Source organism: Variovorax sp. ZS18.2.2 (assembly GCF_024701975.1).
Lineage (GTDB): Bacteria > Pseudomonadota > Gammaproteobacteria > Burkholderiales > Burkholderiaceae_C > Variovorax.
Genome location: NZ_JANLNM010000005.1, coordinates 358,186 through 371,555 on the forward strand (window position 1 = coordinate 358,186; position 13,370 = coordinate 371,555).

A 13,370-nucleotide genomic window follows, 5' to 3' on the forward strand; every position below is an offset into this window, starting at 1 on the left:
GAAAGTTGGCCATCGGGAAGCCCGACTAGGGGACTCCATTGTCGCCGCGTCACGAACCTTCTCTATATAGTCGATTTGCCGATGACTCCCACCCCCGCACCTTCGGTCGCCCCGGCCGCCGACGCCAGCAGCGACCGCTTCGCGATCCAGTGCGAGGTGCTGCGGCTCTCGATCCGGCCCATCGGGCCGGTGCTGCTGGTGCAATACCTGCTCAATTGCGGCGTGGCGGCGCTCTTCGCCTGGCAGTACTCGCTCTCTCGCGCGCTGGTGTGGATCGCGCTCATCACCGGGGTGACGGTGATGCGCGGCTTCTTCCCCCAGCCGCTGCCCGATCCCTTCACGCCCGGGAGCCTGCGCCACGCCCAGCGCGTGCACACGCTGCGCACGGCCGTCTGGGAACTGGCGCACGGCCTGGCCGGCGTGCTGCTCTTCAACCCCGAACGGCCCGACCAGCAACTGCTGCTCGGCCTGATGCTGATGGGCATGACGCTGTCGTCGGCGTTCTCGGTGTCGTTCTACACGCCGGCCACGCAGCTGGCGATCACGCTGCTGCTCGCGCCGGTGATCGTGACCGGCCTCACGCTGGGTGCGCCGACCATGATGGCCGTCTCGGTGATCGGCATCGGCCTCACGGCCATGATGTGGAAGCTGGTGGCCGAGCGCTCGCGCCAGCTCGAGGAGAACATCGGCCTGCGCCTGAACGAGCGCACGCTGCGCGAACAGGCGCTCGCGGGCCTGCGGGCCTCCGAGCATGCGCAGGCCGAACGCTTGCGCTTCTTCTCGGCCGCCAACCACGACCTGCGCCAGCCGGTGATGGCCATTGGCCTGCAGGCGGAGGTGCTGCGCCAGCAGCTGGACACCGGTGCGGACACCGCTGCCGTCCAGCACACCGTGGTCTCGCTCGCGCGGGCGCAGCAGGCGCTCGAAGGGCTCACCAACCAGTTGCTCGAAATCGGCCGCATCGAAGCGGCCGTCGATCCACTGCGGCCCGTGGCGGTGGCGCTGGCGCCGTTGCTGCAGGACCTGGCACGCCAGGCCGGCGACGGCCGCGTGACGGTGCGCTGCCCGGCCGGGGCCGTCGCGTGGACCGATGCGGTGTCGCTGCGCCGGGTGCTGGCCAACCTGGTCGACAACGCCGTCAAGTTCACGCCGCGCGGCCGCGTGCTGCTGGCGGTGCGGACGCGGCGCCGGGGCACGGAACGGGCCTGGCGCGTCGAGGTGCGCGACAGCGGCATCGGCATCGCAGCGGATGCGCAGCAGCGCGTGTTCAACGACTTCGAGCAGATCGGCAATGTCGAGCGCAACCTGCAGCACGGGCATGGCCTGGGCCTTGCGATCGTGCGGCGGCTGGCGGCGCAGCTGGGCATCGAGGTGTCGCTGCGCTCGGCGCCGGGCCGGGGCTCGGTGTTCAGCTTCGAGCTGCCCGCGGCCTTGGGCTATGGGGCCGCGGCCACGCAGGCCGCCCCCGCGCCGTTGGTCACGCCGGGCGCCGCGCCCGCGCTGCGGCCGGGGCTCGCGGTGCTGGTGGTGGAAGACAACGCGGTGGTGGCCGACAGCCTGTTCGCGCTGCTGCGGCAGTGGGAGGCGGCGCCGCGCGTCTATGCGAGCGCCGCCGAGGCGCTCGCGCTGGCCGACTTGCAGGCGCTCGACGTGGCGCTGTGCGACATCCGCCTGCCGGGCGCGCTCGACGGCATCGCGCTGGCGGAACGGCTGCAGCAGCAGAACCCCGCGCTCACCATCGCGCTGATCTCGGCCGACATCAACGAGGCCACCCAGCGCCTGGCCACCGAGCGCGGCTGGCATGCGCTGCGCAAGCCCGTGCAGCCGGACGAGCTGCGTGGCGTGCTGCTGCGGGCCCGGCAGCGTTCCTGAGCGGCCGACTGGCACGACCCATGCATCACCGGAGGCCACGCCTTCCGGGATATGCTCCGCGCACAGGCCGCCCGCCCTGCCCCCGATGTCTGCCGACACCCCTCTTCATCCCCCTGCCGCCATCCCGCACGGCCAGCGCTATGGCACCGTGGCCATCGTGCTGCACTGGCTGCTCGCGGCCATGATCGTCGGCTCGCTCGGCGTGGGGCTCTACATGACGGGCCTGCCGTTCTCGCCGCAGCGCATCAAGCTCTACAACTGGCACAAGTGGGCCGGCGTCACGATCCTGCTGCTGTCGGCGCTGCGGCTCCTGTGGCGGCTTGCGCACCGCCCGCCCGCCATGCCGGCGCAGGTGCTGGCCGCCATGCCGCGCTGGCAGATCGCCGGCTACCGGGCCAGCCATGCGGCGATGTACCTGCTGTTCTTCGCGGTGCCGCTGTTCGGCTGGGCCTACACCTCGGCACTGGGCATTCCGGTCGTGTGGTTCGGCGTGCTGCCGCTGCCCGACTTCATGCCGGTCGACAAGGACCTTGCCGAAGCCATACTCAAGCCGCTGCACAAGGGCAGCGCCTTTACGCTGGCGGCGATTGCGCTGCTGCACGTGGCGGCCGCCCTGAAGCACCACTGGATCGACCGCGACGGTCTCTTGAAACGCATGTGGCCCGAACCCCGCGAGCCTCGCCACCCACGCCACTGAAGGAATCTGCCGGATGCCGCGTCTCTTTCTCCCGATCCTGCTGACCCTTGCTGCCGCAATGCCCGCCGCGGCCGACCCCGCCGCGAGGCTGGTGGCCGACAAGAGCCAGATCGCCTTCGTCAGCAAGCAGATGGGCGTGCCGATGGAAGGCGCCTTCAAGAAGTTCGACGCGCAGATCGCCTTCGATCCGAAGAAGCCCGAAGGCGGCAGCGTCGCGCTGCAGATCGACACCGCGAGCGCCGGCTTCGGCGTGCCGATGAGCGATGCCGAGCTGCCCAAGGCGCCGTGGTTCGACGCCGCGAAGTTTCCGCAGGCGAGCTTCCAGTCGAGCGCCATCAAGGCGCTGGGCGACGGCAAGTTCGAGATGGCGGGCAAGCTCACCATCAAGGGCACGTCGAAGTACGTGACGGTGCCCGTCACCATCGCGCCGGCCGGCGGCAACTACGCGGTGGCCACCGGCTACTTCACCATCCAGCGGCTCGACTACAAGGTGGGCGACGGCGAATGGACCGACACCTCGGTGGTCGGCAACGACGTGCAGGTGCGCTTCAAGCTCACGCTCGCGGGCCTCGGGCCGCTCTGAGTCCGCTCTCTTTTTTCGATTGCATCCCATGTCCCTCATTCCTACAGCCATGAAGAAGCTCCTCCTCGCCACAGCGCTGTCGGCCACGGCACTCCCGTTCGCCGCCATCGCGCAGGAATACACGGCCCCCGCAGTGGCCGCCAAGCCCGCGGGCGGCCCCGTGAAGAATGGCAACTACGTGATCGACCCCACGCACACCTTCGTCATGTACGAGATGGGCCACTACGGCACCACCACCAACCGCGGCCGCTTCAGCACCAAGGACGGCTCGGTGCAGATCGACGGCACGGGCGCCAGCGGCAAGGTCGACATCACGATGGACATCGGCACCATCAACACCGGTGTCGACCTGCTCAACCGCCACGTGCAGAGCAAGGACTTCTTCAACGTCGCCGAATTCCCGACCGGCCGCTTCGTGGCCGACCGCATCGACTTCAGCGGCGACAAGGTGGTCGACGTGCCGGGCACTCTCACGCTGATGGGCCAGACCAAGCCGGTGACGCTGAAGGCCGTGCGCTTCAACTGCTACCTGAACCCGCTGATCAACCGCCAGGTCTGCGGCGGCGACTTCGAAACCACCGTGCAGCGCAGCGACTGGGGCATCAACTGGGGGCTGAATTTCGGCTTCGAGAACAAGGTGAAGCTGCTGGTGCAGGTCGAAGCGGTGAACGTGCAGCAATGACGACGCAAGGAACCAGGAAATGATGGACACCACACTCTCCCTGCTCGGCATTGCCGGTGCCATGACGGTCGGCGCGATGAGCCCCGGCCCGAGCTTCGTCATGGTCGCGCGCACGGCCGTGGCTTCGCGCAGCGACGGCCTGGCGGCGGCGCTGGGCATGGGCGCGGGCGGCCTCGTGTTCGCGATTGCGGCGCTGGCCGGGTTGCAGGCGGCGTTCCTTGCGGTGCCGGGGCTCTACCTCGCGATCAAGGGCTTCGGCGGCGCGTACCTGATCTACCTGGGCTTTCGCATCTGGCGCGGTGCGCGGCAGCCGCTCGCGATGACGCAGGACACGGATGCATCGCCCCGGCAACAGGGCCGCGGCGGGCGCACCTTCCTGCTCGGGTTGGCGACGCAGGTCAGCAACCCGAAGACTGCCGTGGTGTACGCGAGCATCTTCGCGGCGTTCCTCCCTCGCGAGGTGCCGCTGGTGCTGGCGCTCGCGGTGCCGGTGGTCATCTTCTGCATCGAGACGGGGTGGTACGCGATCGTCGCGCTCGCGCTGTCGTCGGCGGCGCCGCGTTCGGCCTACCTGCGCTACAAGACCTGGATTGATCGCGCGGCGGGTGGCGTGATGGGGCTGCTCGGGCTGCGGCTCGTGTGGTCGGCCGTGCGCGGCAACTGAGCGTCTAGAGCAGGCTCTCCGGCGTCAGCGGCGCCAGCAGTTCGAGCATCGTGCGGTCCCAGAAACCGGAGTCGGGCTCCTCGTTCAGCACCGTGGTCTTGCCTGCGTCCTCGCTGATCCACTCGATGTGCGATTCGCCGCTGCCTTCGACGAAGCGCAGCCGGTAGGCGCCCTGCTGCTTCAGCACATCGATGAGCTTGAGCGCTTGCTGCGCCATCTCGGGGCTGCGGATGAAGAGGCCGATCTCGGTGTTGTAGGTCTCCGAGCGCGGATCGAAATTCATCGAGCCGACGAAGAGGATGCTCCGGTCGATCACCGCCGACTTGGCATGCAACCGGCCCACCGAGGTGCCGAACAACCCGAGCCGCACGCTGCGCCGCGTGCGCGTGGTGCTCAGCTCGTAGAGATCGGCGCCGAGCTTGAGCATCTCGGGCCGGTAACGGCGGTAGGCGGTGTGCACCAGCGGCTCGTCGGTGGCGGCGAGCGAGTTGGTGACCACGCTGATCTTCACGTTGCGCTGGCGGATCTCCTTCATCACCTCGAGCCCCGCGGCGCCCGGGATGAGGTAAGGCGAGACGATGGTCACCTCGCTGCGCGCGCGGCGCATTTGCTCGACCACGTTGTAGCGCACGCTGTCGACGTCGAGCAGCGGCACGCCGCCGTACGACGCGGTCTTGCCGATCACGCGGTCGGGTGAATCGGCATAGGCCTCGGCAAGGGTCCAGATCAGGCCGAGCTTGCCGGCGTTCAGGTCGTCGGCGATCGGGCTGTAGCCGAGCAGGTCGTTGGGCGCGGGCTTCGGCGGCGGGGGTGTGGTGTCGGGGCCAGTGGCGGCATCGAAGCGCTTCTGCAGTTCTTCGCGCGAGAGGTCGCTCGCGATGATCGACTGGACCGGCCGCACGTAGACGCTGTTCCAGTACTGGTCGAACAGCACGCCCAGGCGCGGGATCAGCGCGCCGGCGACGAAGGTGTCGAGGTCGATGAAGTTCTCGCCCGAGGTCCGTGTGAAGTACTGGTTGCCGATGTTGCGGCCGCCCGCCACCGCCATCGCTCCGTCGGCGATGAAGAGCTTGTTGTGCATGCGGCGGTTGACGCGGCTGAAGTCGAAGAGCGAGGCGGCAAAGCGCTTGAGCAAACTGCCGCGTCCGGCCGGGAACGGATTGAAGAGGCGCAGCTCGACGTTCGGCGTGGCGGCCAGGCCGAGCAGCAGCTCGTCTTCGCCGGACGTGTACAGGTCGTCCATCAAGAGGCGCACGCGCACGCCGCGCTGGGCTGCATCGCGCAGGGTGCGCAGCAGGTAGCGGCCGGTCTCGTCGTTCTCGATCTGGTAGTACTGCACGTCGAGCGTGCGCTGGGCGCGACGCGCGAGCTGGATGCGGGTGTCGAAGGCGAAGTCGCCGCCGGGCATCAGGCGGAAACCGCTGAGGTCGGCGTCGGGCTGAGAGGCCAGCGCGATCCTGCCGAGCGCGGTGTCGGCCGAGACGGCGATGGCCTTGGTGGGCGGGCGCGGCGCTTCGTCGGGCAGAGTGGCGCAGCCGGCGAACAGCAGCACCGCCGCCATGACGAAGACCCAATGCCCACAGCGCGACAGCAGGCGACGGGTCATCGGGGCTTTCTAGAGGGCCTTGCGCAGGTTGGCGGGCGCGATGCGCAGCGCCTCGCGGTACTTGGCCACGGTGCGGCGTGCGCACTCGATGCCCTGCTCCTTGAGCATCTCGGAGATCTGGCTGTCCGACAGCGGCTTCTTGATGCTCTCGGAACTCACGAACTGCTTGATGAGCGCGCGCACCGCGGTGCTCGATGCGTTGCCGCCCGTCTCGGTGCCGAGTGCCGAGCCAAAGAAGTACTTGAGTTCGACCGTGCCGAACGGCGTGGACATGTACTTGGCGGTGGTCACGCGCGAGATGGTCGACTCGTGCAGGCCCAGCTCGTCGGCGATCTCGCGCAGCACCAGCGGACGCATCGCGAGCTCGCCGTGCACGAAGTAGCTCTTCTGCCGCTCGACGATGGCGTTGCTCACGCGCAGGATGGTGTCGAAGCGCTGCTGGATGTTCTTGATGAACCAGCGCGCCTCCTGCAGCCGCTGCGACAGCGCCTGGCTGCCCTCGCCCTTGTGCGCCTTGAGCGCACCGGCGTAGATGTCGTGCACGCGCAGGCGCGGCATCACCTCGGGGTTGAGCATGACGCGGAACTTGATGTTGGTGCCGCGCCCGGTCTTGGTGACGATCACGTCGGGAATGACGATGTTGCGTTCGACGTCGACAAAACGGCGGCCCGGCTTGGGCTCCAGGCGCGCAATGATCTGCAGCGCCGAGCGCACCAGCTCTTCGTTGGTGCGCGTGAGCGTGGCCAGGCGCTTGAAGTCGCGCCGCGCGAGCAGCTCCATCGGCTGCTTGCAGATCGCGATGGCGGTCTTGCGGATGAGCTCCGCTTCGTCGGTCTCGTCTTCGCTGGCGAGCGCACGCAGCTGGATGCCCAGGCACTCGCCCAGGTCGCGCGCCCCGACGCCGGCAGGCTCCAGGCTCTGCAGCAGGCCGAGCGCCACCTGGAAGTGGTGCACGAGCTCGTCGAACTGGTCGTTGTCGTCGCCCGCGAGGCCCGAAGCCAGCGCGGGCAGCGAGTCTTCGAGATAGCCGTCGTCGTTGAGCGATTCGATCAAAAAGCGCAGCGCGGCGCAGTCGTTCTCGTTCAGGCGCAGGCTCAGCGCCTGGCGGTGCAGGAACGATTGCAGCGACTCCTGGCTGCGCGCGAGCTCGGTGGCGTCGGCGCGTTCGTCGTCGCCCAGGTTGTTCTGGCGCGCGGGCGCGTCGCTGCCCCACTCGCTGTCGTCGGGCGCCATGTCGACGGTGCCGTCGCCTTCCCAGTCGGGCTCGCGCTCGGCGATCTCGGCGGCGGGGCCGTCGGTGTCGGGGGTCGAGGAGGTCTCGGTCGTGGTCGTCGCGCTGCTGGTCGGGACCGGGGCGAAATCACCTTCGCCGGTTTCGCCACCATCGTCGCGCGGCACAGGCGTGTCGACGGCGTCGAGCCCGAATTCCTCGCGCGCGGCTTCTTCCGCGGTGCGCTCGAGGAACGGGTTCTCGTCCAGCATCTGCTCGACCTCCTGGCTCAGTTCGAGCGTGGAGAGCTGCAGCAGGCGGATCGACTGCTGCAGCTGTGGCGTGAGCGCCAGATGCTGCGAGACGCGAAGGGACAGCCCTTGCTTCATGAAAAAACGGCTCCCCCCCAGGCCGCGCGCTGCGCGCTTCGCCTACCCCCTGCCGGGGGCGGGCCGACCGCTTCGGGCGGCCGTGCGCGGCGGCCCCCGCGAAGGAACTCCGCGCGGATGAAGGCCACGTCCATCCTTGACCCTCGCGGCACGATCACATCCGAAAGTGTTCGCCCAAGTACACCCTGCGTACCTCGGCGTTGTCGACGATCTCCGAGGGTGTGCCTTGTGCCAGCACGTGCCCGTCGCTGATGATGAAAGCGTGATCGCAGATGCCCAGCGTTTCACGCACGTTGTGGTCGGTGATGAGCACGCCGATGCCACGTTCCTTCAGGAAACTGATGATCCGCTGGATCTCGATCACCGCGATCGGGTCGATACCGGCGAAGGGCTCGTCCAGCAGGATGAAGCGCGGCTGGGTCGCCAGCGCACGTGCAATTTCGACGCGGCGGCGCTCGCCACCCGAGAGGGCGAGCGCGGGCGAATCGCGCAGGTGATCCACGCGCAGGTCGGTCAGCAGTTCGGACAGGCGCTCCTCGATGTGCTTCTTGGACAGCGCCACCACCTTGCCGTTCTCGTCGGGCTCGCGCTGCAGCTCGAGCACGGCGCGCACGTTTTCCTCGACCGTGAGCTTGCGGAAGATCGACGCTTCCTGCGGCAGGTAGCTCAGGCCCATGCGCGCGCGGCGGTGGATCGGCATGTGGGCGATCGGCTCGCCGTCGATGGTGATCTCGCCCGCGTCGGCACGCACCAGCCCGACGATCATGTAGAACGACGTGGTCTTGCCGGCGCCGTTGGGGCCGAGCAGACCGACGACTTCGCCCTTCTGCACGTCGAGCGAGACGTCCTTCACGACGGTGCGGCTGCCATAGCTTTTCTGCAGGCCGCGCGCGACCAGGCGGCTGCCCGGGACGTTGTTGGCTTCCTGGATTCCGGCGGTTTCGATCACTTGCGCCCTTCTCCCTCTCCACTCAGCGTGGTGGTCGGGCGCAGGCCGGTGCCGGGCGCAGGGGTGGGAGCCGGTGGCGCTGGCTTCGCGCCGGCCGGGGCCGAGGCACCGGGCTTCGGCGCGGTGGCGGCCTTCGGGGTGAGGATGGTCTTGACGCGGCCCGAGGGGGTCGACGCGTTCACGGCGGTGTTCGGCGGCACGGTGGAGCCGTTGACGGTGTAGGTGTCGTTGCTCTGGTCGTACACGATCAGCGCGCCCTGGCTTTCGTCGTTCGGCGTGGCGCCGAGCAGGCGGCGCATGGTGGCGTTGCGGATGAACTTGACGTTGTCGGCGCGGCTGTCGTACTCGATGACTTCGGATTCGCCCTCGATCCACTCGTCGGGCGCATTGCGCTTCTGCTTGTAATAGGCACGCTTGCCGGGTGCGGCGGTGACCACGCCGTACTGGTAGCCCTCGGCATCCTGGCGCACATCGAGGCGCGCGCCGCGGATGATGATCGTGCCCTTCGTGACGAGCACGTTGCCGGTGAACACGCTGGTCTGTTTCAGGTCGTCGTAGCGCATGGCGTCCGACTCGATGTTCATCGGCTTGCTGCGGTCGGCGGTCTCGGCCAGGGCGCCCGAGGCGAGGCCGGCCAGCAACAGCGCGCCGATGGCCAGGCGGCCGATGCGACGAATGAGGGGGGTGTTGTTTGGGTAGGAGGGCAATGTCATAGAGGCACGAAACTTGCTCTGAACCATTGTATGCGGCGGATTAACATCAGTTACCAAGCCCGATGAAAAAGGCCCGCCGAAGCGGGCCAGTGTTCCCTCGGGGAGACACCGCGGAACCGGCTCCGCCGGGCCGCAGGTGTCGCCCCTGCAAGGGGGAAGGCGCAGCGGACACGAAGTGCCGCGCAGCCTGGGGGGTTCAGCCCTTCTTTGCTTCGCCGACCAGGAAATTGACGACCTGCAGCACATTGGTCATGTTGCCGGCGGTCTCGCCATCCACATACCAGCGGCCGGCCACGGCCATCGCCGGCACGCCGGCCACCTTGTAGGCATCGGTCATCTGCGAGGCGCGCTTGGCCTTGCTGGCCACGCCGAACGAGGTGAAGACTTCCTTGAACTTGGCGCCGTCGATGCCGTTGGCCCCGACCCAGGCAATGATGTTGGCATCGCCATTCACGTTCTGGCGCTGCTTGTGGATCGCGTTGAAGACCTTCGGCTGGAACTCGTCGACCTTGCCCATCGCCTCGAGCGCGTAGTACAGGCGCTGCTTGGCTTCGACGTCGTTGCCCACGAAAGGCACGGGGATGCGGCGCAGAACCACGTCCTTCGGTGCCGTCTTGGCCCAGGCTTCGAGCGACGGCTCGAAGTCGTTGCAATGGGGGCAGTTGTACGAGAAGAACTCGACCACCTCGACCTTGCCGGCCGGTGCATCGACCGGCACGCGCTTGTCGAGCACAAGGTACTGGGAGCCGGCCTGGGGCACCTTGGCCTGGGCGTGGGCAGGGTTGGCGGCCAGCGAAAGCAGCCCGAGCGAAGTGGCGGCCAGCGAAAAGTCACGACGTTTCATTGAAAGGGTTCTCCTGTTGGTACGGCAGACTGAGCCGGGGCGCGGCGAGGAGTTCCTCGCAAGCGGTCACACGGCACGCCCGGGGCGCTGAATGGTGGCGGCAAACGCCGCGCGGCGAAGCTTAAAGGCTATTTGTGGCAGCCGCAGCCGGTCAGCGCTGCACGCGGACCAGGGCCGATTCGAGGCCGCCGCCGTCGAGCCGCTCCTTGAGGCGGTCGGCGTCGTCCTTCTTGTTGAACGGACCGGCGCGCACGCGGTAGACCGTGCGGCCGGCCTGTTCGCGCTCGGTGACCCGGGCCTCGACGCCCATCAGCGACAGCTTGGCGCGCTGCGCCTCGGCGTCGTCGGTGGTGCGGAAGGCGCCGGCCTGCACGAAGTACATGAACGGGTCGGCGCCCGAGGATGCCGCTGCGGCGTTGTTGTTGCTGCTCGGCGCGGCGGATGCCACAGTCGTGCTGCCCGAACTGGAACCCGCTCGCGCGCGGGCGAGGTCGCCCAGCGGATCGTTCGATGCGGGCAGCGCATTGGCCTCGGCCGGCACCGGCGCGGCGCGCGTCGGCTTGGGCGCGACCACGACGGGCACCGGCGCGGTGGCCGGGGGCGGCGTGCCGGGTGCGACGGCGGTGGTGCTGGTGGCGGGTTCGCCGGTGACCGGGTTGACCGGACCGGTGGCGGCCGGCGGCGTCGGCCTGGCGGCGCCGGCCTTGCCGGCCAGCGGTGCGTTGGGGTCCCAGTCGCGGTTCTTGCGGGCTTCGGCTTCGTCCTGCTCGGCGCCGCCCTTCTGTGTCTTGGTCACGAACGGGATCGGCACCTTGGTCACGTAGACCGCGATGCCCAGCGCCACGCCCAGGCCGATCACCAGCCCGATGATCAGGCCGATGACGATGTTGCCGCGTTGTCTGGTTGTCTTCTTCATGGGAGTGAGGTTCACATCTTGTTCGGCGCACTGACGCCGAGAATCGCGAGGCCATTGTGCAGCACCTGCGCGGTCGCGGCGACAAGCGCCAGGCGGGCCAGCTTGACCTTTTCGTCGTCCACCAAAATGCGCTCGGCGTCGTAGTAGCTGTGGTAGCTGGCGGCCAGTTCGCGCAGGTAGAAAGTGACGTCGTGCGGCGCGAAATCCTTGGACGCCGCCGTGAGCATGGCCGGGTACCTGGCCAGCAGCAGCATCAGCGCCTGCGCTGCCGGGCTCTCGAGCGGCGACAGGTCCACATCCTTCAGCGTGGCGGCGTCGCCACCCCAGCCGGCCAGCACCGAGCAGATGCGCGCATGCGCGTACTGCACGTAATAGACCGGGTTGTCGTTGTTTTTCGTCACCGCGAGGTCGACGTCGAAGGTGTACTCGGTGTCGGGCTTGCGGCTCAGGAGGAAGAAGCGCACGGCATCGGTGCTGGTCCACTCGATCAGGTCGCGCAGCGTGACGTAGCTGCCGGCGCGCTTGCTGATCTTGACCTCTTCGCCGCCCTTCATCACGCGCACCATGGTGTGCAGCACGTAGTCCGGATAGCCCTCGGGAATGCCTTCGCCCGCCGCCTGCAGCCCGGCGCGCACCCGCGCGATCGTGCCGTGGTGGTCGGTGCCCTGGATGTTCACCACCTTGTGAAAGCCGCGCTCCCACTTGGCGATGTGATAGGCGACGTCGGGCACGAAGTACGTGTACGTGCCGTCCTTCTTCTTCATCACCCGGTCCTTGTCGTCGCCGTAGTCGGTCGACTTGAGCCAGAGCGCGCCGTCTTCCTCGTAGGTCTTGCCGGCGGCCACGAGCTTGCCCACGGCGGCTTCGACGCGGCCGCTGGTGTACAGGCTGGACTCCAGGTAGTAGTTGTCGAAACGCACGCGGAAGGCCTGCAGGTCCAGGTCCTGTTCGCGGCGCAGGTACGCCACGGCGAATTCGCGGATCGAGTCGATGTCGTCGATGTCGCCGCTCGCGGTGTATTCGCGGTCATCCGACTTGACGGTCTTCTTCGCCTTGAAGTCCTCGGCGATGTCGGCGATGTAGTCGCCGTTGTAGGCCGGAGCCTTTTCGCCGCTCGGCCATTCGGCGTCGCCGGGCTTGAAGCCGCGGGCACGCAGCTGCGTGCTGTTGGCCAGCGTCTGGATCTGCACGCCGGCGTCGTTGTAATAGAACTCGCGCCAGACGCTGTCGCCCTGCGAGGCGCGCAGGTTGCAGATGGCATCGCCCAGCGCCGCCTGGCGGCCGTGGCCGACGTGCAGCGGGCCGGTCGGGTTGGCCGAGACGAATTCGACCAGCACCTTCTCGCCGGTGGCGGGCTGCTGGCCGAAAGTGTTACCTGCGGACAGCACTTCGCGCACGATCTGCTGCTTGGCGGCGGTCTTCAGGCGGATGTTGAGGAAGCCGGGCCCGGCGATCTCGATGGCCTCGACCCATTGGCCGAAAGCGGGGGTGGCGAGCAGCGCAGCGCTCAGTTGCTCGGCCAGTTCGCGGGGCTTCTTCGCGAGCGGTTTGGCCAGCTGCATGGCGGCCGTGCTGGCGAAATCGCCATGCGCGGCCACCTTGGGCGATTCGAACGCGGCTTTGGCGCCAGCGCCGGGGGAGAGGGATTCGAGCGTGTTCGCGAGCGCCGCGAGCAGCTCCTGTTTGACCAATAGCATCTGTGAATTTTACCGGGGGCAAACCCCGACGCAGTTGACCATCGTCATCCGATCGTTGCCTCCGGCCGTTAGGATGGGCGGCCCCGGGGCGGGGCACCTGTCACAACCCAACCTTGCAAGGACATATCACCATGAAGAAGTTCCTTTCCCTGGTCGCCCTGGGCGCCTGCCTTTCCTTCGGCGCCGCACAGGCACAAGACAAGGCCCCCGCGCCTGCTGTCGCCCCGGCCGCCGCCGCTCCCGCTGCAGCAGCACCCGCCGCCGGCGCCACCTGCGATGCCAAGGCCATCGACAAGAATGGCAAGCCCCTGGCCGGCGCCGCCAAGGCCAGCTCCATCAAGAAGTGCGAAAAGGACACCAAGGCCGCTGCCGCCCCTGCTTGCGCCGCCAAGGCCATCGACAAGAACGGCAAGCCGCTGGCCGGCGCCGCCAAGAACAGCTTCATCAAGAAGTGCGAGAAGGACGCCAAGGCCTGATGAGGCCCGCGTCGCGCTGATAGAAGAGAACAGCGCAAGAAAAGAAGAGCCCGCCGCGTGCGGGCTTTTTTC

13 protein-coding genes are annotated in these 13,370 nt (G+C 68.1%); 6 read left to right on the plus strand and 7 right to left on the minus strand.

Annotated elements, in window-relative coordinates; genetic code table 11:
* Nucleotides 1-81 precede the first annotated feature (81 nt).
* From NU688_RS20950 to NU688_RS20970, 5 genes are all read left to right on the plus strand, one after another.
* Nucleotides 82-1,872, plus strand: coding sequence for an ATP-binding protein (locus NU688_RS20950; protein WP_257862722.1), 1,791 nt, complete (start codon nucleotides 82-84; stop codon nucleotides 1,870-1,872).
* Between the two features lie 85 nt (nucleotides 1,873-1,957).
* The gene (locus NU688_RS20955) at nucleotides 1,958-2,569 is read left to right on the plus strand and encodes a cytochrome b (RefSeq protein WP_257862723.1); all 612 of its coding nucleotides are present in this window, start codon (nucleotides 1,958-1,960) and stop codon (nucleotides 2,567-2,569) included.
* A gap of 13 nt (nucleotides 2,570-2,582) precedes the next feature.
* Entirely contained in the window at nucleotides 2,583-3,152 is a 570-nt protein-coding gene (locus NU688_RS20960) for a YceI family protein (RefSeq protein ID WP_257862724.1), read from the plus strand.
* Nucleotides 3,153-3,201: 49 nt separating this feature from the next.
* Complete coding sequence (locus tag NU688_RS20965; protein ID WP_257862725.1) at nucleotides 3,202-3,834, plus strand: YceI family protein; 633 nt, start codon at nucleotides 3,202-3,204, stop codon at nucleotides 3,832-3,834.
* 19 nt (nucleotides 3,835-3,853) lie between these two features.
* On the plus strand, nucleotides 3,854-4,498 hold the full coding sequence (locus NU688_RS20970) for a LysE family translocator (protein WP_257862726.1): 645 nt from the start codon (nucleotides 3,854-3,856) through the stop codon (nucleotides 4,496-4,498).
* Nucleotides 4,499-4,502: 4 nt separating this feature from the next.
* On the opposite strand, the gene NU688_RS20975 is transcribed toward NU688_RS20970, so the two are convergent.
* The 7 genes from NU688_RS20975 to argS all read right to left on the minus strand — a co-directional run bounded on the left by NU688_RS20975 (nucleotide 4,503) and on the right by argS (nucleotide 12,822).
* Nucleotides 4,503-6,104, minus strand: coding sequence for a phospholipase D family protein (locus tag NU688_RS20975; RefSeq protein ID WP_257862727.1), 1,602 nt, complete (start codon nucleotides 6,102-6,104; stop codon nucleotides 4,503-4,505).
* Nucleotides 6,105-6,113: 9 nt separating this feature from the next.
* A complete protein-coding gene (rpoN, locus tag NU688_RS20980) occupies nucleotides 6,114-7,703 on the minus strand; it encodes an RNA polymerase factor sigma-54 (protein WP_257862728.1) in 1,590 nt (529 codons plus the stop codon).
* Nucleotides 7,704-7,857: 154 nt separating this feature from the next.
* Complete coding sequence (gene lptB, locus NU688_RS20985) at nucleotides 7,858-8,652, minus strand: LPS export ABC transporter ATP-binding protein (protein WP_257862729.1); 795 nt, start codon at nucleotides 8,650-8,652, stop codon at nucleotides 7,858-7,860.
* On the minus strand, nucleotides 8,649-9,365 hold the full coding sequence (gene lptA / locus NU688_RS20990; protein ID WP_257862730.1) for a lipopolysaccharide transport periplasmic protein LptA: 717 nt from the start codon (nucleotides 9,363-9,365) through the stop codon (nucleotides 8,649-8,651). The genes lptB and lptA overlap by 4 nt, the downstream gene beginning before the upstream one ends.
* A 196-nt stretch (nucleotides 9,366-9,561) precedes the next feature.
* Entirely contained in the window at nucleotides 9,562-10,209 is a 648-nt protein-coding gene (locus tag NU688_RS20995) for a thiol:disulfide interchange protein DsbA/DsbL (RefSeq protein WP_257862731.1), read from the minus strand.
* A 151-nt stretch (nucleotides 10,210-10,360) separates the two neighbouring features.
* Nucleotides 10,361-11,125, minus strand: a complete 765-nt coding sequence (locus tag NU688_RS21000) for an SPOR domain-containing protein (protein WP_257862732.1) — start codon at nucleotides 11,123-11,125, stop codon at nucleotides 10,361-10,363.
* An 11-nt stretch (nucleotides 11,126-11,136) separates the two neighbouring features.
* A complete protein-coding gene (gene argS / locus NU688_RS21005) occupies nucleotides 11,137-12,822 on the minus strand; it encodes an arginine--tRNA ligase (RefSeq protein ID WP_257862733.1) in 1,686 nt (561 codons plus the stop codon).
* A 131-nt stretch (nucleotides 12,823-12,953) separates the two neighbouring features.
* Between argS and NU688_RS21010 the strand changes: the two genes are divergently transcribed.
* The gene (locus NU688_RS21010) at nucleotides 12,954-13,298 is read left to right on the plus strand and encodes a hypothetical protein (RefSeq protein ID WP_257862734.1); all 345 of its coding nucleotides are present in this window, start codon (nucleotides 12,954-12,956) and stop codon (nucleotides 13,296-13,298) included.
* Nucleotides 13,299-13,370: the final 72 nt, after the last annotated feature.